This is a genomic window from Citrobacter portucalensis (assembly GCF_023374935.1).
Lineage (GTDB): Bacteria > Pseudomonadota > Gammaproteobacteria > Enterobacterales > Enterobacteriaceae > Citrobacter > Citrobacter portucalensis.
In genome coordinates this window covers 5026174-5048518 of sequence record NZ_CP092466.1, presented here as the reverse complement: position 1 = coordinate 5048518, position 22345 = coordinate 5026174, and the positions used below count along the sequence as shown (strand labels likewise).

19 protein-coding genes and 4 tRNA genes are annotated in these 22345 nt (G+C 52.1%); 21 read left to right on the top strand and 2 right to left on the bottom strand.

All coding sequences use genetic code 11. The features are described from left to right. The first annotated feature begins 80 nt into the window (after positions 1–80). Entirely contained in the window at positions 81–2102 is a 2022-nt protein-coding gene (rep, locus tag LY264_RS24335) for a DNA helicase Rep (protein ID WP_003829018.1), read from the top strand. Positions 2103–2153: 51 nt separating this feature from the next. Here the strand turns inward: rep and gppA are convergent, their stop codons facing one another. Together gppA and rhlB are read right to left on the bottom strand one after the other, a co-directional pair. Beyond that, on the bottom strand, positions 2154–3635 hold the full coding sequence (gppA, locus tag LY264_RS24330; RefSeq protein ID WP_003829016.1) for a guanosine-5'-triphosphate,3'-diphosphate diphosphatase: 1482 nt from the start codon (positions 3633–3635) through the stop codon (positions 2154–2156). Between the two features lie 136 nt (positions 3636–3771). Continuing rightward, positions 3772–5040 carry an ATP-dependent RNA helicase RhlB gene (gene rhlB, locus LY264_RS24325; protein WP_003829013.1) on the bottom strand — a complete coding sequence of 423 codons (1269 nt, stop codon included), beginning with the start codon at positions 5038–5040 and terminating at the stop codon, positions 3772–3774. A 143-nt stretch (positions 5041–5183) separates the two neighbouring features. Here rhlB and trxA point away from each other — a divergent pair, with 143 nt between their 5' ends. The 20 genes from trxA to LY264_RS24225 all read left to right on the top strand — a co-directional run bounded on the left by trxA (position 5184) and on the right by LY264_RS24225 (position 22345). After that, the gene (gene trxA, locus LY264_RS24320) at positions 5184–5513 is read left to right on the top strand and encodes a thioredoxin TrxA (protein WP_001280776.1); all 330 of its coding nucleotides are present in this window, start codon (positions 5184–5186) and stop codon (positions 5511–5513) included. 130 nt (positions 5514–5643) lie between these two features. Next, a complete protein-coding gene (locus tag LY264_RS24315) occupies positions 5644–5763 on the top strand; it encodes a rho operon leader peptide (protein ID WP_049259789.1) in 120 nt (39 codons plus the stop codon). 87 nt (positions 5764–5850) lie between these two features. After that, entirely contained in the window at positions 5851–7110 is a 1260-nt protein-coding gene (gene rho, locus LY264_RS24310; RefSeq protein WP_002437993.1) for a transcription termination factor Rho, read from the top strand. Between the two features lie 238 nt (positions 7111–7348). Then, positions 7349–8452 (top strand): UDP-N-acetylglucosamine--undecaprenyl-phosphate N-acetylglucosaminephosphotransferase, encoded by a 1104-nt coding sequence (gene wecA, locus LY264_RS24305; RefSeq protein ID WP_032945680.1) that lies wholly within the window; start codon positions 7349–7351, stop codon positions 8450–8452. 12 nt (positions 8453–8464) lie between these two features. Continuing rightward, positions 8465–9511 (top strand): ECA polysaccharide chain length modulation protein, encoded by a 1047-nt coding sequence (gene wzzE / locus LY264_RS24300; protein ID WP_003829003.1) that lies wholly within the window; start codon positions 8465–8467, stop codon positions 9509–9511. A gap of 55 nt (positions 9512–9566) precedes the next feature. Beyond that, the gene (gene wecB, locus LY264_RS24295) at positions 9567–10697 is read left to right on the top strand and encodes a non-hydrolyzing UDP-N-acetylglucosamine 2-epimerase (protein ID WP_048227517.1); all 1131 of its coding nucleotides are present in this window, start codon (positions 9567–9569) and stop codon (positions 10695–10697) included. Continuing rightward, a complete protein-coding gene (gene wecC, locus LY264_RS24290) occupies positions 10694–11956 on the top strand; it encodes a UDP-N-acetyl-D-mannosamine dehydrogenase (RefSeq protein WP_008787073.1) in 1263 nt (420 codons plus the stop codon). The genes wecB and wecC overlap by 4 nt, the downstream gene beginning before the upstream one ends. Continuing rightward, on the top strand, positions 11956–13023 hold the full coding sequence (gene rffG / locus LY264_RS24285) for a dTDP-glucose 4,6-dehydratase (RefSeq protein WP_048215226.1): 1068 nt from the start codon (positions 11956–11958) through the stop codon (positions 13021–13023). Before wecC ends, rffG begins: the two co-directional genes overlap by 1 nt. A gap of 33 nt (positions 13024–13056) precedes the next feature. After that, on the top strand, positions 13057–13938 hold the full coding sequence (gene rfbA / locus LY264_RS24280; protein ID WP_032945685.1) for a glucose-1-phosphate thymidylyltransferase RfbA: 882 nt from the start codon (positions 13057–13059) through the stop codon (positions 13936–13938). After that, positions 13916–14593 (top strand): dTDP-4-amino-4,6-dideoxy-D-galactose acyltransferase, encoded by a 678-nt coding sequence (rffC, locus tag LY264_RS24275; protein WP_048227518.1) that lies wholly within the window; start codon positions 13916–13918, stop codon positions 14591–14593. The genes rfbA and rffC overlap by 23 nt, the downstream gene beginning before the upstream one ends. A 4-nt stretch (positions 14594–14597) precedes the next feature. After that, a complete protein-coding gene (gene rffA, locus LY264_RS24270) occupies positions 14598–15728 on the top strand; it encodes a dTDP-4-amino-4,6-dideoxygalactose transaminase (RefSeq protein ID WP_048227519.1) in 1131 nt (376 codons plus the stop codon). A gap of 1 nt (position 15729) precedes the next feature. Further along, positions 15730–16980: a lipid III flippase WzxE gene (gene wzxE, locus LY264_RS24265; protein WP_048227520.1), complete on the top strand. Its 1251-nt coding sequence runs from the start codon at positions 15730–15732 to the stop codon at positions 16978–16980. Further along, on the top strand, positions 16977–18056 hold the full coding sequence (locus tag LY264_RS24260) for a TDP-N-acetylfucosamine:lipid II N-acetylfucosaminyltransferase (protein ID WP_048227521.1): 1080 nt from the start codon (positions 16977–16979) through the stop codon (positions 18054–18056). Before wzxE ends, LY264_RS24260 begins: the two co-directional genes overlap by 4 nt. Beyond that, entirely contained in the window at positions 18053–19408 is a 1356-nt protein-coding gene (gene wzyE, locus LY264_RS24255; RefSeq protein ID WP_020996101.1) for an ECA oligosaccharide polymerase, read from the top strand. Before LY264_RS24260 ends, wzyE begins: the two co-directional genes overlap by 4 nt. Then, entirely contained in the window at positions 19408–20148 is a 741-nt protein-coding gene (gene wecG, locus LY264_RS24250) for a lipopolysaccharide N-acetylmannosaminouronosyltransferase (RefSeq protein WP_003017964.1), read from the top strand. The genes wzyE and wecG overlap by 1 nt, the downstream gene beginning before the upstream one ends. A gap of 276 nt (positions 20149–20424) precedes the next feature. Continuing rightward, complete coding sequence (gene thrP / locus LY264_RS24245; RefSeq protein ID WP_003828980.1) at positions 20425–21810, top strand: bifunctional threonine/serine APC transporter ThrP; 1386 nt, start codon at positions 20425–20427, stop codon at positions 21808–21810. A gap of 102 nt (positions 21811–21912) precedes the next feature. Continuing rightward, positions 21913–21989 (top strand) — tRNA-Arg (locus tag LY264_RS24240). Between the two features lie 56 nt (positions 21990–22045). Then, a tRNA-His gene (locus tag LY264_RS24235) sits at positions 22046–22121 on the top strand. A 20-nt stretch (positions 22122–22141) separates the two neighbouring features. Next, positions 22142–22227: transfer RNA gene (locus tag LY264_RS24230), tRNA-Leu, on the top strand. A gap of 41 nt (positions 22228–22268) precedes the next feature. After that, a tRNA-Pro gene (locus LY264_RS24225) sits at positions 22269–22345 on the top strand.

Here is a 22345-nt window from a genome sequence, read left to right as displayed (position 1 = left end):
CAGGGGTAGCCAGTTACTCTTTTTCTCCCTCTTTCTGCTACAATCCACCTCCCCCGTGTTTACAGATTGAGCAATCCCTTATGCGTTTGAACCCCGGACAACAACAAGCCGTCGAATTCGTCACCGGACCTTGCCTGGTGCTGGCGGGAGCGGGTTCCGGCAAGACGCGTGTTATCACCAACAAAATAGCCCATCTGATCCGTGAATGTGGCTATCAGGCACGACATATTGCGGCAGTGACCTTTACCAATAAGGCTGCGCGCGAGATGAAAGAGCGCGTGGCGCAAACGCTGGGTCGTAAAGAGGCGCGTGGGTTGATGATCTCCACCTTCCACACCCTGGGACTGGATATCATTAAGCGTGAATACGCGGCGCTGGGGATGAAGTCTAACTTCTCGTTGTTTGACGATACTGACCAGGTGGCCTTGCTTAAGGAACTGACCGAAGGGCTAATCGAAGACGATAAGCTTATTCTCCAGCAGCTGATCTCGACGATCTCCAACTGGAAAAACGATCTGATGACTCCGGCGCAGGCGGCAGCCAGCGCAAAGGGCGAGCGCGATCGTATTTTTGCCCACTGCTATGGTCTGTATGACGCGCATATGAAGGCGTGTAACGTCCTCGATTTTGACGATCTGATCCTGCTTCCCACGCTGCTGCTACAGCGCAATGAAGAAGTACGTGAGCGCTGGCAAAACAGAATCCGCTACCTGCTGGTGGATGAATATCAGGATACCAACACCAGCCAGTATGAGCTGGTGAAGTTGCTGGTAGGGAAACGTGCGCGCTTTACCGTCGTGGGCGATGACGATCAGTCGATCTACTCCTGGCGCGGCGCCCGTCCGCAGAACCTGGTACTGTTGAGCAAAGATTTTCCGGCTTTACAGGTGGTGAAGCTGGAGCAAAACTACCGTTCATCAGGTCGCATCCTTAAGGCGGCGAACATCCTCATTGCGAACAATCCACACGTCTTTGAAAAGCGGCTCTTTTCCGAGTTGGGTTACGGTGCTGAGCTGAAGGTACTGAGCGCAAATAATGAAGAGCATGAAGCCGAACGTGTGACCGGGGAATTAATTGCCCATCACTTTGTGAACAAGACGCAATATAAAGACTACGCCATCCTTTATCGCGGCAACCATCAGTCGCGCGTGTTCGAAAAGTTTCTGATGCAGAACCGTATCCCGTACAAAATTTCCGGCGGAACGTCGTTCTTCTCGCGTCCGGAGATTAAAGATCTGCTGGCCTACCTGCGCGTGCTGAGCAACCCGGATGACGACAGCGCATTTTTGCGCATCGTAAACACGCCAAAGCGTGAAATCGGTCCAGCCACGCTGCAAAAGTTGGGTGAATGGGCGATGACGCGTAATAAAAGCCTGTTTACCGCCAGCTTTGATATGGGGCTTAGCCAGACACTGACCGGGCGCGGGTATGACTCTCTGACCCGCTTTACGCACTGGCTGGGTGAAATTCAGCGCCTGGCGGAGCGCGAACCGGTTGCCGCCGTGCGCGATCTTATCCACGGTATTGATTACGAATCCTGGCTGTATGAAACCTCGCCGAGCCCGAAAGCGGCTGAAATGCGTATGAAAAACGTCAATACGCTGTTCAGCTGGATGACGGAGATGCTGGAAGGCAGTGAGCTGGAAGAGCCGATGACCCTGACCCAGGTAGTTACCCGCTTTACCCTGCGCGACATGATGGAGCGTGGAGAGAGCGAAGAAGAGCTGGATCAGGTGCAGTTGATGACGCTGCATGCCTCAAAAGGGCTGGAGTTCCCTTACGTGTTTATGGTGGGAATGGAAGAAGGATTTTTGCCGCACCAGAGCAGTATTGATGAAGACAATATCGACGAAGAACGTCGTCTGGCTTACGTAGGGATTACGCGTGCACAGAAAGAACTCATCTTCACTCTGTGTAAAGAGCGTCGTCAGTATGGTGAGCTGGTGCGTCCGGAACCGAGTCGTTTCCTGCTGGAGCTGCCACAGGATGACGTTATCTGGGAACAAGAGCGTAAAGTGGTGAGCGCTGAGGAGCGGATGCAAAAAGGGCAGGCAAGCATCGCTAATATTCGGGCAATGATGGCGAAAGCCAAAGCAAAGTAGGTATTCTGTAGGCCGGATACGTGTAAACGCGCGCTATCCGGCAACCAACATCTAATGAACGTCCAGCGGCCAGTGGACATAGCTTTGCCACTGACTTTCCTGATCGATTAACTCTTTACCCAGCGGATGATGTTCCAGCCAGCCTTCTGGTAGCGTGACCGTCAGGTGCTCGTTTCTTGCATCCATTTGAATTTCCGGCACAAGATCGTCACGGCGACGGCTGGCGAAGATGATCGCCAAACGTAGCAAACGGCAAAGATGCTCCGCGATGCGCGGTGGCACTGCGTTTTGCTGGTGGAGCGAAGAGAGATCGACGGGGTTGGTCTGGTTGAGTAACAGCGTTGCTAGCAGTTTCTTTTGCGCAGGGGTAAAACCCGGGAGATCGAGATTGCGCACCAGATAAGCGGCATGCTGTGGTGCCTGTTTAAAATCAACGCTCAGGCCAATTTCATGCAGCTGACAGGCACTAATCAGTAGTTCGCGGCTAATCGGTTCAAGATGCCACTTTTTTTCTACCTGATCGAGAAATTTAGTCGCTAAATTGGCAACGCGATGTGCTTGCTCTGTATCGACCATAAAGCGACGCTGGATATTGCGTAATGTGCGGCTACGAATATCCTGATCCACCGCCAGATGCAGCATGCCGTAGACCAGACCTTCACGTAATGCGCCGCCGGCCAGGGTCATGCATTGAATGTTCAGTTCGGTGAAAATAGCAATCAGAATGGCCAGCCCGCTGGGGAAAACCAGCGCACGTTCCAGCGTTAACCCTTCGATTTCCAGCTCTTCCAGACGACCGCAGTGAATGGCGCGCTGCTTAAGCTGCTGAAGTTTGGCCAGCGTAATGCGCTCATCCATACCCTGCGCCATCATGATTTCCTGCAACGCCTGGACGGTACCAGAGGCACCAACGCAAACTTTCCAGCCATGAAAACGCAGTTTGTCGGCGACCGGGCGCAGAACTTCACGTGCGGCCTTCTCTGCCTCGTCAAAGTTTTCCTGTGCCAGATTACGATCGGTAAAATAACGTTCGAGCCAGGTGACGCAGCCCATCGACAGGCTGAACAGAGAGGTGGTTTGTGCGCCGGAACCGGTGACTAATTCAGTGCTGGCGCCACCAATATCCACAACCAGACGCTGATCGGCACCGCCGGTTGTGTGGGCCACACCTTGATAAATCAGTCGCGCTTCTTCTTCACCGCTAATTACCTGGACAGGGCAGCCAAGGATCTCTTGCGCTTTAGCAATAAACACATCGGCATTTACGGCGATGCGTAATGTTGCCGTGGCGACCACGCGGATTTGAGGATGCGGAATATCCTGCAGACGTTCTGCAAACAAGCGCAAGCATTGCCAGCCGCGCTCCATCGCTTCAACAGAGAGCTCGTTGTCACCGTTGAGTCCAGCGGCCAGACGCACTTTGCGTTTGATACGCGTGAGCGTCTGGATGCTTCCTGCCACCTCGCGTACAACCAGCATATGAAAACTATTCGAGCCGAGATCGATTGCTGCATACAGCGAAGTAGAATTCATACACTTCATCCTTCAACCTGTATCTGTGTTGGCTGCGTTCTCTCACCCGAATCATTTACTAAAATAAGCTCATCGGGATTCGTTTTCTTGCCGCCTTGATACAGGCTGAATGATTTTGTGTATGGCATAACTTTTCTTAACCTGAACGACGACGATTACGCGGAGCACCACCGGTACGGCGTGGGCCATTGCCTGTACGTGGGCGCGTTAAGCGCAACGGCTTCGGCAGATCGGTCATCAGCGCATCCGGGTTATATTTGCTGACCGGAATCGAGTGGCCGATATAGGTCTCGATTGCGGGTAAATTCAGCGCGTACTCTTCACAGGCCAGGCTGATAGAGTGACCGCTTGCGCCAGCACGTCCGGTACGACCGATTCGGTGAACGTAATCTTCACAGTCATCCGGCAGGTCATAGTTAAATACGTGCGTTACTGCTGGGATATGCAGGCCACGCGCAGCGACATCCGTCGCAACGAGAATGTCGAGATCGCCACGGGTGAACTCATCAAGAATACGCAGACGTTTTTTCTGTGCTACGTCACCGGTCAGCAGACCGACGCGATGACCGTCCGCAGCAAGGCTGCCCCAGATATCTTCACAACGATGCTTGGTGTTAGCAAAAACAATGGCGCGATCTGGCCACTCTTCTTCAATCAGCGTTTGCAGCAAACGCATTTTCTCTTCGTTGGAAGGGTAGAAGAGCTCTTCTTTAATGCGGTGGCCAGTTTTCTGTTCCGGTTCGACTTCAACGTACTCAGCGTTATTCATCTGTTCGAACGCCAGTTCGCGAACGCGGTATGAGAGGGTTGCAGAAAACAGCATGTTCAGACGTTGGGTGGTTGGCGGCATACGACGGAACAGCCAACGGATATCTTTAATAAAGCCCAGATCGTACATACGATCGGCTTCATCCAGCACCACGACCTGAATCGCGCCCAGATTAATGTGGTTCTGTTTTGCATAGTCGATGAGACGACCGGTCGTGCCGATAAGAATATCGACGCCGCTTTCCAGCACTTTCAGCTGTTTATCGTAACCGTCGCCGCCATACGCCAGGCCTAATTTCAGGCCAGTGGTCTGTGCCAGCGGCTCGGCATCGGCGTGGATCTGCACGGCTAATTCACGCGTTGGCGCCATAATTAACGCACGCGGTTGGTTCACCTTGCGATCGGCAATCGCGGGATGAGAGAGAAGATAATGAAACGTTGACGTCAGGAACGCCATCGTTTTTCCGGTACCGGTTTGCGCCTGCCCGGCAACATCACGACCAGCCAGCGTTAGCGGCAGCGCGAGGGCCTGAATGGGCGTACAGTTATGAAAGCCTTTATTTTCAAGGGCTTCTATCACCTTTGGGTGCAGGGCGAAGTCGGAAAACTTCTGTTCTGTTAAATGTGTTTTGCTCATAGTGTGGTAGAATATCAGCTTACTATTGCTTTACGAAAGCGTATCCGGTGAAATAAAGTCAACCTTTAGTTGGTTAATGCTACATCAACACGTCGTTGATTAATGCTACACCAATGCACCAGGCTTATTCCTGTGGAGTTATTATGAGCGATAAAATTATTCACCTGACTGACGACAGTTTTGACACGGATGTACTCAAAGCGGACGGAGCAATCCTCGTTGATTTCTGGGCAGAGTGGTGCGGTCCGTGCAAAATGATCGCTCCGATTCTGGATGAAATCGCTGACGAATATCAGGGCAAACTGACGGTTGCTAAACTGAACATTGACCAAAACCCAGGCACCGCGCCGAAGTATGGTATCCGTGGCATCCCGACCCTGCTGCTGTTTAAAAACGGCGAAGTTGCGGCGACGAAAGTCGGCGCGCTGTCCAAAGGTCAGTTGAAAGAATTCCTCGACGCTAATTTAGCGTAAGGAAGTCTCATGATCGGGCGACCCTACTTCGAAATGATTCGGATGACTGGACGCCCGACTTGAGTCGTGCTAAGTTAGTGTTGACTTCGTATTAAACATACCTTATTAAGTTTGAATCTAGTTATATCCAATACTTCCCGTTGTTTCTCGCGCGAGGAGTGGACAGATTCCTGGCTTGTCACTCAATCCGTCTTGTCGTTTCAGTTCTGCGTACTTTCCTGTGACCAGACAGCGAACAGACATGAGTTGATGGCCGTAAACAGGCATGGATGACCCTGCCATACCATTCACAACATTAAGTTCGAGATTTACCCCAAGTTTAAGAACTCACACCATTATGAATCTTACCGAATTAAAGAATACGCCGGTTTCTGAGCTGATCACTCTCGGCGAAAATATGGGCCTTGAAAACCTGGCTCGTATGCGCAAGCAGGACATTATTTTTGCCATCCTGAAGCAGCACGCAAAGAGTGGCGAAGATATCTTTGGTGACGGTGTGCTGGAGATATTGCAGGATGGATTTGGTTTCCTCCGCTCTGCAGACAGCTCCTACCTCGCCGGTCCTGATGACATCTACGTTTCTCCCAGCCAAATCCGCCGTTTCAACCTCCGCACTGGTGATACCATTTCTGGTAAGATTCGCCCGCCGAAAGAAGGTGAACGCTACTTTGCGCTGTTGAAAGTTAACGAAGTTAACTACGACAAACCAGAAAACGCCCGTAACAAAATCCTCTTTGAGAACTTAACGCCGCTGCACGCAAACTCTCGTCTGCGTATGGAACGTGGTAACGGTTCTACTGAAGACTTAACGGCGCGTGTACTGGATCTGGCATCGCCGATCGGTCGTGGCCAACGTGGTCTGATTGTTGCTCCGCCGAAAGCGGGTAAAACCATGCTGCTGCAGAACATCGCGCAGAGCATTGCATACAATCATCCTGACTGCGTGCTGATGGTGCTGCTGATTGACGAACGTCCGGAAGAAGTTACCGAGATGCAGCGTCTGGTGAAAGGTGAAGTGGTTGCCTCTACCTTTGACGAACCAGCCTCCCGCCACGTTCAGGTTGCGGAAATGGTTATCGAGAAGGCGAAACGTCTGGTTGAACACAAGAAAGACGTTATCATTCTGCTTGACTCCATCACCCGTCTGGCGCGTGCATATAACACCGTGGTTCCGGCTTCCGGTAAAGTACTGACCGGTGGTGTGGACGCCAACGCCCTGCATCGTCCTAAGCGTTTCTTTGGTGCTGCACGTAACGTGGAAGAGGGCGGTAGCCTGACCATCATCGCGACTGCGCTGATTGATACCGGCTCTAAAATGGATGAAGTTATCTACGAAGAGTTTAAAGGTACCGGCAACATGGAACTGCATCTCTCTCGTAAGATTGCTGAAAAACGCGTCTTCCCGGCTATCGACTACAACCGTTCCGGTACCCGTAAAGAAGAGCTGCTCACTACCCAGGAAGAGCTGCAGAAAATGTGGATCCTGCGCAAAATCATCCATCCGATGGGTGAAATCGATGCAATGGAATTCCTCATTAACAAATTGGCGATGACCAAGACCAACGACGACTTCTTCGATATGATGAAGCGTTCCTGATTCGGGCATCATCTGAAAACGCCACGTTTTTACGTGGCGTTTTGCTTTTGTGGATGTAATCTTAACGACACAATAATAATAATCCGGTATGACATACCGCCTGGCGACGAAGGGTTGTAATTCGTATTTTGTGGTTAATAATCATACAGAACCACCTGATATGGAATCGGGTTTCTCTTCTGAATAATCGCCTGGATGGTTATACTTCATATATTGATATTCTTTGAGAGTATGTATAGTGAATTTACTGACAGCAAGTACTGATCTCATCAGTATTTTTTTATTCACAACGCTGTTTCTTTTCTTTGCCCGCAAGGTTGCGAAAAAGATAGGATTGGTGGATAAACCCAACTTCCGCAAACGTCATCAGGGACTGATTCCGTTGGTTGGGGGGATTTCGGTTTACGCAGGCATTTGCTTTACGTTCCTCATCGCCGATTATTATATCCCGCATGCAACTCTCTACCTGGCTTGTGCCGGTGTACTGGTGTTTATCGGTGCGCTGGACGACCGCTTTGATATCAGTGTAAAAATCCGTGCGACCATCCAGGCTATCATCGGCATCATTATGATGGCGGTAGGTAAGCTCTATCTGTTGAGCCTTGGGTTCATTTTTGGCCCTTGGGAAATGGTGCTCGGTCCTTTTGGCTATTTCCTTACCCTTTTCGCCGTTTGGGCTGCAATTAACGCCTTTAACATGGTGGATGGGATTGATGGTCTGTTAGGCGGGCTATCCAGCGTATCATTCGCCGCAATGGGGCTTATCTTGTGGTTTGACGGCCAGACAAGCCTGGCTATCTGGTGTTTTGCCATGATCGCCGCCATTCTGCCTTACATCATGCTGAACCTGGGTATTCTCGGACGTCGCTATAAGGTCTTTATGGGTGATGCGGGGAGTACGCTGATTGGCTTTACGGTCATCTGGATCCTGCTGGAGACCACTCAAGGTAAAACGCATCCTATTAGCCCGGTCACCGCACTGTGGATTATTGCCATTCCGTTAATGGATATGGTGGCGATCATGTATCGTCGTTTACGTAAAGGTATGAGCCCTTTCTCCCCGGACCGCCAACATATTCACCATTTAATTATGCGCGCCGGGTTTACCTCCCGACAGGCTTTTGTCCTGATTACGCTGGCTGCTGCGATCCTGGCCTCTATCGGCGTGTTGGCTGAATATTCTCGGGTCGTTCCGGAATGGGTGATGCTGGTGCTCTTTTTACTGGCATTTGTCTTGTACGACTATTGTATTAAACGTGCCTGGAAGGTAGCGAGATTTATCAAACGCTGGAAGCGCAAGTTGCGTAGAAACCGTGACAGTAAACCAAACTTAACCAAATAAATTGAGGGTACGATGACACAACCATTACCGGGGGAACATGCCATGAGCGCTGAAAATGAACTGGACATCCGTGGGTTGTTTCGTACTTTGTGGACAGGGAAGGTGTGGATCGTCGGTATGGCTCTCGCCTTCGCGTTAGTCGCTCTCGCCTATACGTTTTTTGCTCGTCAGGAGTGGAGCGCGACGGCGATTTCAGACAGGCCAACGGTTAATATGTTGGGCGGCTATTACTCTCAGCAGCAGTTCTTACGTAACCTGGACATCAAGGCCAGTCTTGCATCTGCGGATCAGCCGTCAGTGATGGATGAGGCCTATAAAGAATTTATCATGCAGCTTGCCTCATGGGATACGCGCCGTGAATTCTGGCAGCAGACTGATTATTACAAGCAACGTATGGTGGGGAACAGTAAAGCCGATGCGGCGATGCTGGATGAACTGATTAATAACATTCAGTTTATGCCCGGCGATGCGGTTCGTAATACCAATGACAGCGTGAAGCTGATTGCCGAAACGGCACCTGATGCCAACAATCTGTTGCGTCAGTACGTCGCGTTTGCCAGTCAGCGTGCGGCGCGTCATCTGAACGACGAGTTAAAGGGAGCCTGGGCTGCGCGCACTGTGCAGATGAAGGCGCAGGTTAAACGCCAGGAAGAAGTGGCGAAATCGATTTTCTCTCGCCGAGTTCACAACATTGAGCAGGCTCTCAAAATTGCTGAACAGCATAATATTTCGCGTACTTCCACTGACGTTCCGGCTGAAGAGCTACCCGATTCTGAACTGTTTTTGCTTGGACGTCCTATGCTGCAGGCGCGACTCGAAAACCTGCAATCTGTTGGTCCCGATTTCGATCTGGACTACTTCCAAAACCGAGCCATGCTTAACACACTGAACGTTGGGCCAACTCTGGATCCGCGTTTTCAGACCTATCGTTATTTGCGTACGCCGGAGGAACCGGTAAAACGTGACAGCCCTCGTCGTGCCTTCCTGATGATTATGTGGGGCATCGTTGGGGCTCTGATCGGTGCTGGTGTCGCGTTAACCCGTCGCCGCACGATTTAGCAATATCGTTGCAGTGAGGGGCTGGGCCCTCACTGCCAATCCGAAGAGAATCGATGTGAAAGTACTGACTGTATTTGGCACGCGACCGGAGGCCATAAAAATGGCACCTCTGGTTCATGCGCTGGCAAAAGATCCTGATTTTGAGGCAAAAGTTTGCGTCACGGCGCAGCATCGGGAGATGCTCGATCAGGTGTTGAACCTCTTTTCCATTGTACCTGACTACGATCTCAATATTATGCAGCCAGGTCAGGGACTAACAGAAATTACCTGCCGAATACTGGAAGGATTAAAGCCAATTCTGGCTGATTTTAAACCTGACGTTGTGTTAGTTCACGGCGATACCACAACCACCATTGCTACTAGCCTGGCCGCGTTCTATCAGCGCATCCCGGTAGGGCATGTGGAGGCAGGCTTACGTACAGGCGATCTCTACTCTCCCTGGCCGGAAGAGGCGAACCGTACGCTGACCGGGCATCTGGCGATGTATCATTTTGCACCAACAGAAAACTCGCGCCAAAACCTGTTACGGGAAAACATTTCTGATAACCGCATCTTCGTTACAGGTAATACGGTTATTGATGCGTTGATCTGGGTACGCGATCGCGTACTGGCGAGCGATGCATTACGAGCTGAACTGGCAGAGCATTACCCATTCCTGAGCTCGGATAAAAAGATGATACTGGTGACCGGTCATCGTCGGGAAAGCTTCGGTCGTGGTTTTGAACACATTTGTCATGCGCTGGCGGAAATTGCCGCGGCCAATCAGAACGTACAGATTGTCTATCCGGTGCACCTGAATCCTAACGTCAGCGAACCGGTTAATCGCATTCTGGGTCACGTTGAAAACGTCATCCTGATTGAACCGCAGGATTACATGCCGTTTGTCTGGCTGATGAATCACGCCTGGCTGATCCTTACCGACTCTGGCGGGATTCAGGAAGAAGCCCCATCTCTGGGGAAACCGGTACTGGTGATGCGCGAAACGACGGAACGTCCGGAAGCGATTACTGCAGGCACAGTACGTCTGGTAGGGACCGACCCGCAGCGTATTGTCGAAGAAGTCACGCGTTTGCTGCATGACGACAATGAATATCAGACCATGAGCCGCGCCCATAATCCGTATGGTGACGGGCAGGCATGTGGCCGCATTTTACACGCGTTAAAAAATAATCGGATATCGCTATGAGTTTTACGACCATTTCTGTCATTGGGCTGGGTTATATCGGACTGCCGACGGCGGCTGCCTTTGCTTCCCGTCAGAAGCATGTGATTGGCGTAGATGTAAATCAACACGCGGTGGATACCATTAATCGCGGTGAAATTCATATCGTTGAGCCAGATTTGGGCGCAGTGGTGAAAACGGCGGTCGAAAATGGATTTCTGCGTGCGACCACAACCCCTGTAGATGCGGATGCCTATCTGATTGCTGTGCCTACTCCGTTTAAGGGGGAGCACGAACCCGATATGGTTTATGTGGAAGCCGCGGCTAAATCTCTTGCGCCGGTGCTGAAAAAAGGCGCGTTGGTGATCCTTGAATCGACGTCGCCTGTCGGGGCCACTGAACAGATGGCCACATGGCTTGCAGAAATGCGGCCTGACCTGACTTTCCCGCAGCAAGTCGGTGAACACGCGGACGTTAACATTGCTTATTGCCCAGAGCGCGTGCTGCCGGGCCAGGTGATGGTTGAACTGATTAAAAACGACCGCGTGATTGGGGGAATGACCTCCGTCTGTTCCGCGCGTGCTAGCGAACTGTACAACATTTTCCTGGAGGGCGAATGTGTCGTGACCAACGCCCGTACGGCGGAAATGTGCAAACTGACTGAAAATAGCTTCCGCGACGTCAATATCGCCTTCGCCAACGAGCTGTCGCTGATTTGCGCCGATCAGGGGATCAACGTCTGGGAACTGATTCGACTGGCAAATCGCCATCCGCGCGTGAATATTTTGCAACCGGGTCCGGGGGTTGGCGGGCACTGTATCGCGGTTGATCCGTGGTTTATCGTGGCGCAGAACCCGCAGCAGGCGAAATTGATTCGCACCGCGCGTGAGGTAAACGACGGTAAGCCTCATTGGGTGGTTGATCAGGTAAAAGCTGCCGTGGCCGACTGTCTGGCGGATACCAATAAACGGGCCAGCGAAGTGAAAATTGCCTGTTTTGGTCTGGCATTTAAACCGAATATTGATGACTTACGTGAAAGCCCGGCGATGGGAATTGCGCAAAGCATCGCGCATTGGCACAAAGGCGAAACATTGGTGGTGGAACCGAACATCCATCAACTGCCAAAAAAACTGGACGGTCTGTGCCAACTGGCAGCGCTGGATGATGCTCTGGCAAGCGCCGATGTGCTGGTCTTGCTGGTCGACCATAATGAATTTAAAGCCATTAAAGGCGATGCGGTTCACCAGCAATATATCGTTGATACCAAAGGGGTCTGGCGCTAATGAAACGAATTCTGGTTACCGGTGGAGCGGGATTCATCGGCTCGGCGGTTGTACGGCATATCATTCAGGAGACTCAGGATGCGGCAATTGTGGTCGATAAGCTGACCTATGCCGGAAACCTGATGTCGCTGGAGCCGGTTGCACAGAATCCTCGTTTTACCTTTGAGAAAGTCGATATCTGCGATCGAGCTTCGCTCGACAGGGTGTTTCAACACTATCAGCCGGACTGCGTGATGCATCTGGCGGCAGAAAGCCACGTCGATCGCTCAATTGATGGTCCGGCCGCCTTTATCGAAACTAACATTGTGGGAACCTACACGCTGTTGGAAGCGGCGCGCGCTTACTGGGGTGATTTAACCAGCGAGAAAAAATCAGCGTTTCGTTTCCACCATATCTCGACTGACGAGGTGTATGGCGACCTGCATTCTACGGATGATTTCTTCACTGAAACCACACCGTATGCACCGAGCAGCCCTTATTCCGCGTCGAAAGCCAGCAGCGATCATCTGGTTCGCGCCTGGCTGCGTACCTACGGTCTGCCAACGCTGATAACCAACTGTTCTAACAACTATGGTCCGTACCATTTTCCGGAAAAACTGATTCCGCTGATGATCCTTAACGCATTGGCGGGGAAGCCGTTGCCGGTTTACGGCAATGGGCAACAGATCCGTGACTGGTTGTATGTAGAAGATCACGCCAGGGCGCTCTATTGTGTGGCGACAACGGGCGCGGTGGGAGAAACCTATAATATCGGTGGTCATAACGAGCGTAAAAACCTGGAAGTTGTCGAAACGGTTTGCAGCCTGTTGGAAGAGCTGGCACCGCAAAAGCCGCAGGGTATCGCGCAGTATCGCGACTTGATCGCTTTTGTGGACGATCGCCCGGGTCATGATTTGCGTTACGCCATTGACGCGTCGAAAATTGCGCGTGAACTAGGCTGGATGCCGCAAGAAACGTTTGAAAGCGGAATGCGCAAAACCGTGCAGTGGTATCTGGCTAATCAGGCATGGTGGAAACCCGTGCAGGACGGCAGTTACCAGGGCGAACGTTTAGGTCTGAAGGGCTAACAGCCTGGTTTTGGCTCCCGGAGGAGACAACGCATGAAAGGTATCATTCTGGCGGGTGGCTCAGGTACTCGCCTGTATCCCATTACGCGTGGCGTATCGAAGCAGCTATTGCCTATTTACGATAAGCCGATGATTTACTACCCGTTATCAGTATTGATGCTGGCGGGAATTCGCGAAATCCTGATTATCACTACACCGGAAGATAAAGGCTATTTCCAGCGCTTACTGGGCGATGGATCTGAGTTCGGCATTGAATTGCACTATGCTGAGCAGCCCAGTCCGGATGGATTAGCACAGGCGTTTATCATTGGTGAAACGTTCCTTAACGGGGAACCATCATGTCTGGTGTTAGGAGACAATATCTTCTTTGGTCAGGGATTCAGTCCAAAACTGCGTCACGTAGCCGCCAGAACGCAAGGCGCGACGGTGTTTGGTTACCAGGTGATGGATCCTGAACGTTTTGGTGTCGTGGAGTTTGACGACAATTTTCGAGCTATCTCGCTGGAAGAGAAGCCGAAAGCACCAAAATCAAACTGGGCGGTGACCGGTCTCTATTTCTATGACAGCAAGGTGGTGGAATACGCAAAACGCGTAAAACCTTCTGAGCGTGGGGAGCTGGAGATTACGTCTATCAACCAGATGTATCTTGATGACGGACATCTGACGGTAGAATTGCTCGGGCGTGGCTTTGCCTGGCTGGATACCGGTACGCACGACAGTCTTATCGAAGCGAGTACTTTTGTGCAGACGGTGGAAAAACGCCAGGGCTTTAAAATAGCCTGTCTGGAAGAAATCGCCTGGCGTAACGGTTGGCTGGATGACGAAGGCGTGAAGCGTGCTGCCAGTTCACTGGCCAAAACGGGTTATGGTCAATACCTGCTGGAGCTGCTCCGTGCTCGTCCGCGCCAGTATTGAGCCGCTTAGCTGGGAAAATACGTTCTTTGGCGTGAATAGCGCCATTGTGCGTTTTGACCAACGCGCGCCGGTTCTGACTGCGGATGTGTTGCAGCCCTGGTCGCGGGTACAGGCAAAAATTCCTGCCGCCAATACCCATGAATTAGATGCCCTGCAACAGTTGGGCTTCTCACTGGTTGAAGGTGAAGTGGATTTTGTGCTGCCGGTGATGTGTGCGCATGGCGACCCCGGTGCGCAGGTAGCACAAACTACGGATATCCCTGCATTACGCCAACTGGCAGGACAGGCGTTCGCGCAAAGTCGTTTTCGCGCTCCGTGGTATGCCGCAGATGCCAGCACGCGTTTTTATGCGCAGTGGATTGAAAACGCGGTGCTGGGGACGTTCGATCATCAATGCCTCGTTTTTCGTACACCGGCAGGTGATATTCGTGGCTATGTCTCGCTGCGTGAACTGAATGCGACCGATGCGCGAATTGGCCTGCTGGCCGGGCGTGGGGCGGGAGCAGAACTGATGCAGGCTGCCCTTTGCTGGGCGCAGGCTCGCGGTAAAAAAACATTGCGCGTGGCGACCCAAATGGGCAATACCGCCGCGCTTAAACGTTATATACACAGTGGTGCGAATGTGGAAAGCACCGCGTATTGGTTATACAGGTGACACGATGATTCCATTTAACGCACCGCCGGTGGTGGGCACTGAACTCGATTACATGCAGTCTGCGATGAACAGCGGCAAACTGTGTGGCGACGGTGGTTTTACCCGTCGCTGCCAACAGTGGCTGGAACAGCATTTTGGCAGCGAGAAAGTATTGCTGACGCCTTCCTGCACCGCATCGCTTGAGATGGCGGCATTGCTGCTGGATATCCAGCCTGGCGATGAAGTCATTATGCCGAGTTATACGTTTGTCTCCACGGCCAATGCTTTCGTGCTGCGCGGCGCGAAAATTGTCTTTGTTGATATCCGGCCGGATACCATGAACATTGACGAAACGCAGATTGAAGCGGCGATCACCGACAAGACCCGCGCTATCGTTCCGGTGCATTACGCGGGCGTAGCCTGTGAAATGGATACCATCATGGCGCTGGCGACCAAACATAACCTGTTTGTCGTGGAAGATGCGGCCCAGGGCGTCATGTCGACTTACAAAGGTCGGGCGCTGGGGACGATTGGTCACATCGGTTGCTTTAGCTTCCATGAGACCAAAAACTATACCGCAGGCGGTGAAGGTGGAGCGACGCTGATTAATGATAAAAAATTAGTCGAACGTGCAGAGATCATCCGTGAAAAAGGAACTAACCGCAGCCAGTTTTTCCGCGGTCAGGTGGATAAGTATACCTGGCGTGATATTGGCTCCAGCTATCTGATGTCCGATCTGCAGGCTGCTTATCTGTGGGCACAACTGGAAGCGGCTGACCGTATTAACCAGCAGCGTCTGGCGCTGTGGCAGAACTACTATGATGCTCTCGAACCGCTGGCGCGTGCCGGACGCATTGATCTGCCTTCTGTCCCGGAAAACTGCGTGCAGAATGCCCATATGTTTTATATCAAGCTGCGCGATATCGACGATCGCACGGCGTTGATTAACTTCTTGAAAGAAGCTGAAATTATGGCGGTGTTCCACTATATCCCGCTACATGATTGTCCGGCTGGCGATAAATTCGGCGTATTTGCCGGTGTTGATCGTTTCACCACTAAAGAGAGCGAGCGTCTGCTGCGCTTGCCGCTGTTTTACAACCTGTCGCCAGTAAACCAGCGAACGGTCATTTCGACCTTACTCAACTACTTCGCCTGATATGTCGCTTGCTAAAGCGTCCTTATGGACGGCAGCCAGTACGCTGGTAAAAATTGGTGCAGGTTTGCTGGTCGTGAAGCTGCTGGCGGTATCGTTTGGTCCGGCAGGCGTGGGGCAGGCGGGTAACTTCCGCCAGATGGTCACCGTGCTTGGTGTCCTGGCGGGGGCCGGCATTTTCAACGGCGTCACGAAATATGTTGCGCAGCATCATGACGATCCGACCCGGCTCCGTAAGGTAGTCGGTACATCTTCCGCGATGGTGCTCGGATTCTCTACGCTGATGGCGGTGATTTTTCTGCTGGCGGCCGCGCCAATCAGTCAGGGATTGTTTGGCCATACTCATTATCAGGGGCTGGTAAGACTGGTTGCGCTGGTGCAGATGGGTATTGCCTGGGCGAACCTGCTGCTGGCGTTGATGAAGGGCTTTCGCGATGCGGCGGGTAACGCTCTGTCGTTGATTGTGGGTAGCCTGGTAGGCGTGGTGGCTTATTATGGCTGTTATCGCCTGGGAGGGTATGAAGGCGCTTTGCTGGGTCTGGCGTTAGTGCCCGCGTTGGTCGTTATCCCCGCCGCTATTATGCTGATTAAGCGTGGGTCAATTCCCCTGCATTACCTGAAACCCTCGTGGGATAACGGCCTGGCTGGACAGCTAAGCAAGTTTACCCTGATGGCGCTGATTACCTCCGTAACGCTGCCTGTGGCATACGTGATGATGCGAAACCTGCTGGCGGCGCAGTACAGTTGGGATGATGTGGGGATTTGGCAGGGAGTAAGCAGTATCTCTGATGCTTATCTGCAATTCATTACCGCCTCATTCAGCGTTTACTTGCTTCCGACGTTGTCTCGACTGACCGAAAAGCGCGACATTACGCGCGAGGTGGTTAAGTCGCTGAAGTTCGTGTTACCGGCGGTTGCCGCGGCGAGTTTTACTGTTTGGTTGCTGCGTGATTTTGCGATCTGGCTGCTTTTCTCCGCAAAATTCACCGCCATGCGCGATCTGTTTGCCTGGCAACTGGTCGGCGATGTACTGAAAGTTGGGGCGTATGTCTTTGGGTATCTGGTGATCGCGAAAGCATCGCTGCGGTTTTATATTTTGGCTGAAATTAGCCAGTTCATGTTATTGACGGTGTTTGCTCACTGGCTGATCCCTGCACACGGTGCGCTGGGAGCGGCACAGGCTTATATGGCAACGTACATCGTCTATTTTTCTCTTTGTTGTGGCGTGTTTTTACTCTGGCGTAGGCGGGCATGACTGTACTGATTCACGTTCTGGGATCGGATATCCCTCACCATAACCAAACCGTGTTGCGGTTTTTCAACGACTCGCTGGCCGCGACGAGCGAGCATGCGCGCACGTTTATGGTTGCCGGTCAGGATGCGGGACTCAGTGAGAGCTGCCCGGCGTTATCGCTAAGCTTCTACAGCGGGAAAAAGGCGCTTGCTGACGCTGTGATCGCGAAAGCAAAAGCGGATCGCCAACAGCGTTTCTTCTTCCACGGTCAGTTCAACACCAGCCTGTGGCTGGCGCTGCTGAGTGGTGGGATTAAACCGGCGCAGTTTTACTGGCATATCTGGGGCGCTGATTTATACGAAGTCTCCAGTGGACTGAAATTCCGCCTGTTTTACCCGATTCGCCGCATGGCGCAGAATCGTGTGGGCTGCGTGTTTGCCACACGGGGCGATTTACGTTATTTCGCAGAGCAACATCCCCGTGTGCGGGGTGAGTTGCTCTATTTCCCAACGCGAATGGATCCTTCACTCAATAACATGAGCAATGATTGCCAGCGCAGCGGCAAGATGACGGTGCTGGTTGGCAACTCTGGCGATCGCAGCAATGAGCATGTTGCCGCGCTTCGTGCCGTCCATCAGCAGTTTGGTGACACGGTGAATGTGATTGTGCCGATGGGTTATCCCGCCAATAATGCGGCCTATATCGACGAGGTTCGCCAGGCTGGCCTGGCGTTATTTAGCGCAGATAATCTGCAAATTTTGAGTGAAAAGCTGGAATTTGATGCCTATCTAACATTATTGCGGCAGTGTGATTTGGGTTACTTTATTTTTGCCCGTCAACAGGGAATCGGTACCCTGTGTTTGCTGATCCAGGCGGGTATCCCATGCGTGCTCAACCGTGAAAATCCCTTCTGGCAGGATATGGTGGAACAAAATCTTCCGGTGTTATTTACCACTGATGATCTCAATGAAGGCGTCGTACGTGAAGCGCAGCGCCAGTTGGCATCGGTAGATAAAAATACTATTACCTTCTTTAGCCCGAATTATCTGCAGCCGTGGCACAATGCGCTGCGCATTGCTTCAGGAGAAACCGTATGAGCCTGATGCAATTCAGCGGTCTTCTGGTGGTCTGGCTGCTCTCCACCTTGTTTATCGCCACGCTGACCTGGTTTGAGTTCCGCCGCGTGCGTTTTAACTTCAATGTTTTCTTCTCATTGTTGTTCTTGCTGACGTTCTTCTTCGGATTCCCGTTAACCAGCATCCTGGTGTTCCGCTTTGATGTGGCAGTGGCTCCGCCGGAGATCCTGCTACAGGCCTTGCTGTCAGCCGCCTGTTTCTATGCCGTCTACTACGTGACGTATAAAACGCGCTTGCGCAAACGAGTAGATGATAAGCCGCGCAGGCCGCTGTTTACCATCAATCGTGTTGAAGCCCATTTGACCTGGGTTATCCTGATGGCGATTGCGCTGGTAAGCGTGGGCATCTTCTTTATGCACAACGGATTCCTGCTGTTCAGACTGCAATCCTATAGCCAGATTTTTTCCAGTGAAGTCTCTGGCGTCGCTCTGAAGCGTTTCTTCTACTTCTTCATTCCGGCAATGCTGGTGGTTTATTTCTTGCGTCAGGACAGCAAAGCGTGGGTGTTCTTCCTGGTGAGTACCGTCGCGTTTGGTTTGCTGACCTATATGATTGTGGGTGGGACGCGTGCCAATATCATTATCGCGTTTGCCATCTTCTTGTTTATCGGCATTATTCGCGGCTGGATTTCGCTGTGGATGTTGGCCGCTGCAGGCGTGTTGGGCATTGTCGGGATGTTCTGGCTGGCGTTGAAGCGCTACGGAATGAGCGTTAGCGGCGATGAGGCGTTCTATACGTTCCTGTACCTTACGCGCGACACCTTCTCACCGTGGGAGAACCTGGCGCTATTGCTGCAGAATTACCACAATATTGAGTTCCAGGGGCTGGCGCCGATCGTCCGTGACTTCTACGTCTTTATTCCCTCCTGGCTGTGGCCTGGGCGGCCGAGTATTGTACTCAACTCAGCGAACTACTTTACCTGGGAAGTGTTGAACAACCACTCAGGACTGGCGATTTCGCCGACGTTAATTGGTTCACTGGTCGTGATGGGCGGGGCGCTGTTTATACCATTAGGCGCGATTGTTGTTGGGCTCATCATCAAGTGGTTCGACTGGTTGTATGAGCTTGGCAATCGCGAAACCAATCGCTATAAGGCGGCGATTTTGCACAGTTTCTGTTTTGGCGCCATTTTCAATATGATCGTTTTGGCACGTGAAGGGCTGGATTCGTTTGTCTCACGAGTGGTCTTTTTCCTTGTGATTTTCGGCGTTTGCCTACTGGTGGCAAAACTGCTGTTCTGGCTGTTTGATAGCGCGGGACTCATTCATAAACGAATCAAATCGCTGCCCCGGACACAGATTGAAGGATCGTAATGACAGATAACACAACTGCGCCGCTGTATTCGCTGCGCGGATTACAACTGATTGGCTGGCGCGATATGCAACATGCGCTGAATTACCTGTTTGCCGAAGGACACCTCAGGTCAGGAACGCTGGTGGCTATCAACGCTGAGAAGATGCTGACTGCAGAAGATAACCCTGAAGTGAGGGAGCTGATCAACGCCGCGGAGTTCAAGTATGCGGATGGGATTAGCGTGGTGCGTTCGGTGCGCAAAAAATTCCCACAGGCGCAGGTTTCACGCGTGGCCGGAGCTGACCTTTGGGAAGCGCTGATGGCGCGAGCTGGGCAAAACGGAACGCCAGTTTTCCTGGTTGGCGGCAAGCCTGAAGTTCTGGCACAAACAGAAGCAAAACTACGTGCGCAGTGGCGCGTGAACATTGTGGGTAGTCAGGACGGTTATTTTACCCCAGAGCAGCGTCAGGCGTTGTTTGAGCGTATTCACGCCAGCGGTGCGCAAATTGTGACGGTGGCGATGGGCTCGCCAAAACAAGAGATCTTTATGCGTGATTGCCGCAAGACTCACCCTGACGCGCTGTATATGGGCGTAGGGGGCACCTACGACGTCTTTACCGGTCACGTTAAGCGTGCGCCTAAAATCTGGCAAAATCTGGGGCTGGAGTGGCTGTATCGCTTATTGTCGCAGCCGAGCCGTATCACCCGTCAACTTCGTTTGTTGCGCTATCTCCGCTGGCACTATACCGGCAACCTCTGACGCTCTCTCCTCTGATAAGTAGCGTGATCTGCTAGTTACGCTACTTATTCACAACATAATCGCTGCTTTCTCGCACAATCTATTCATTTTTTGAATGCTTTAATTGCCATTTAAGCGATTTTAGGAAACCATTCGCAACAATCATTGCAGTGCCGTGGTGTTTTTGGCGCCAACCGTAAAGCGGTCGGTGCCGCATGGCCTGTTATGGCATAACAAGATGTACCCATAACGAGAACCGGTAATACCGGACAGCATGCAAACACATCAAGAGGATTTATGGCTGAGAACAAACCTGAGCTACAGCGTGGGCTGGAGGCTCGTCACATCGAATTAATTGCCCTTGGGGGCACTATTGGCGTTGGGCTATTTATGGGGGCCGCCAGTACCCTGAAATGGGCGGGACCTTCGGTTCTGCTGGCGTATATCGTCGCCGGGCTGTTCGTGTTTTTCATTATGCGTTCTATGGGGGAGATGTTATTCCTCGAGCCGGTTGCAGGTTCATTCGCTGTTTACGCTCACCGTTATATGAGCCCCTTCTTTGGCTATCTCACCGCCTGGTCATACTGGTTTATGTGGATGGCTGTAGGGATCTCAGAGATTACCGCCATCGGGGTGTATGTGCAGTTCTGGTTCCCGGAAATGGCGCAATGGATACCCGCACTGATCGCGGTCGGACTGGTTGCGTTGGCAAACCTCGCTGCGGTTCGCTTGTATGGTGAAATTGAGTTCTGGTTTGCCATGATCAAAGTGACCACCATCATTGTGATGATCGTCATTGGGGTTGGGGTGATTTTCTTCGGCTTTGGCAATGGCGGCCAGGCGATTGGTTTTGGCAACCTGACCGAGCACGGCGGCTTCTTTGCTGGGGGCTGGAAGGGCTTCCTGACGGCATTGTGTATTGTTGTGGCGTCTTACCAGGGCGTGGAGCTGATCGGCATCACTGCAGGAGAAGCGAAGAATCCACAGGTCACGCTGCGTAGCGCGGTGGGTAAAGTGCTGTGGCGCATTCTGATTTTCTACGTTGGTGCGATTTTTGTCATCGTCACTATTTTCCCGTGGAATGAGATTGGCAGCAACGGTAGCCCGTTTGTTCTCACCTTTGCCAAGATTGGTATTACTGCTGCGGCAGGGATTATTAACTTTGTGGTACTGACGGCGGCGCTGTCTGGCTGTAACAGCGGCATGTACAGCTGTGGGCGTATGCTCTACGCGCTGGCAAAGAATCGCCAGCTTCCTGCCGTTGTTGGAAAAGTATCACGCCATGGCGTGCCGGTTGCCGGAGTGGCTATTTCTATCGCGATCCTGCTGATTGGCTCATGCCTGAACTACATTATTCCTAACCCGCAGCGCGTGTTTGTTTATGTCTATAGCGCCAGCGTGTTGCCGGGGATGGTGCCGTGGTTTGTGATCCTGATAAGCCAGCTGCGTTTCCGTCAGGCGCATAAAGCGGCGATTGCCAGTCATCCATTCCGCTCCATTCTGTTCCCGTGGGCGAATTATTTGACGATGGCGTTCCTGATTTGCGTATTAATTGGCATGTACTTTAATGAAGATACCCGAATGTCGCTTTTTGTTGGCATGGGTTTCTTACTGGCCGTGACGCTCATTTATAAGGTTTTTGGTCTGAATCGTCATGGCACAGCCCATAAATTGCGGGAATAAGCGACAAAACGCACAAACCATGACCAAACGATAATTTATTTTAAAAAAGCACTAGACAGAAGACCGAGACCTCCGTAATATCCAGCCCCGCAACGGCGCTAAGCGCCCGTAGCTCAGCTGGATAGAGCGCTGCCCTCCGGAGGCAGAGGTCTCAGGTTCGAATCCTGTCGGGCGCACCATTTAGTAGGGTGCCAGAGCTGCGGTGGTTTTAATACCGCGTAAAAGATTTGCAGTGGTGGCTATAGCTCAGTTGGTAGAGCCCTGGATTGTGATTCCAGTTGTCGTGGGTTCGAATCCCATTAGCCACCCCATTAATTTAAAGTTGTGAAATGCGAAGGTGGCGGAATTGGTAGACGCGCTAGCTTCAGGTGTTAGTGTCCTTAGGATGTGGGGGTTCGAGTCCCCCCCCTCGCACCACGACTTAAAGAATTGAACTAAAAATTCAAAAAGCAGTAAAACGGCGAGTAGCGCAGCTTGGTAGCGCAACTGGTTTGGGACCAGTGGGTCGGAGGTTCGAATCCTCTCTCGCCGACCA

Excerpts from the sequence above, each read along its gene's own strand:
- rep (WP_003829018.1), top strand. The coding sequence starts at position 81 with ATGCGTTTGAACCCCGGACAACAACAAGCCGTCGAATTCGTCACCGGA.
- wzzE (WP_003829003.1), top strand. The coding sequence starts at position 8,465 with ATGACACAACCATTACCGGGGGAACATGCCATGAGCGCTGAAAATGAA.
- wzyE (WP_020996101.1), top strand. The coding sequence starts at position 18,053 with ATGAGCCTGATGCAATTCAGCGGTCTTCTGGTGGTCTGGCTGCTCTCC.
- thrP (WP_003828980.1), top strand. The coding sequence starts at position 20,425 with ATGGCTGAGAACAAACCTGAGCTACAGCGTGGGCTGGAGGCTCGTCAC.
- LY264_RS24260 (WP_048227521.1), top strand. The coding sequence starts at position 16,977 with ATGACTGTACTGATTCACGTTCTGGGATCGGATATCCCTCACCATAAC.
- wecC (WP_008787073.1), top strand. The coding sequence starts at position 10,694 with ATGAGTTTTACGACCATTTCTGTCATTGGGCTGGGTTATATCGGACTG.
- rfbA (WP_032945685.1), top strand. The coding sequence starts at position 13,057 with ATGAAAGGTATCATTCTGGCGGGTGGCTCAGGTACTCGCCTGTATCCC.
- wzxE (WP_048227520.1), top strand. The coding sequence starts at position 15,730 with ATGTCGCTTGCTAAAGCGTCCTTATGGACGGCAGCCAGTACGCTGGTA.
- trxA (WP_001280776.1), top strand. The coding sequence starts at position 5,184 with ATGAGCGATAAAATTATTCACCTGACTGACGACAGTTTTGACACGGAT.
- wecG (WP_003017964.1), top strand. The coding sequence starts at position 19,408 with ATGACAGATAACACAACTGCGCCGCTGTATTCGCTGCGCGGATTACAA.
- rho (WP_002437993.1), top strand. The coding sequence starts at position 5,851 with ATGAATCTTACCGAATTAAAGAATACGCCGGTTTCTGAGCTGATCACT.
- rhlB (WP_003829013.1), bottom strand. The coding sequence starts at position 5,040 with ATGAGCAAAACACATTTAACAGAACAGAAGTTTTCCGACTTCGCCCTG.
- rffA (WP_048227519.1), top strand. The coding sequence starts at position 14,598 with ATGATTCCATTTAACGCACCGCCGGTGGTGGGCACTGAACTCGATTAC.
- rffG (WP_048215226.1), top strand. The coding sequence starts at position 11,956 with ATGAAACGAATTCTGGTTACCGGTGGAGCGGGATTCATCGGCTCGGCG.
- gppA (WP_003829016.1), bottom strand. The coding sequence starts at position 3,635 with ATGAATTCTACTTCGCTGTATGCAGCAATCGATCTCGGCTCGAATAGT.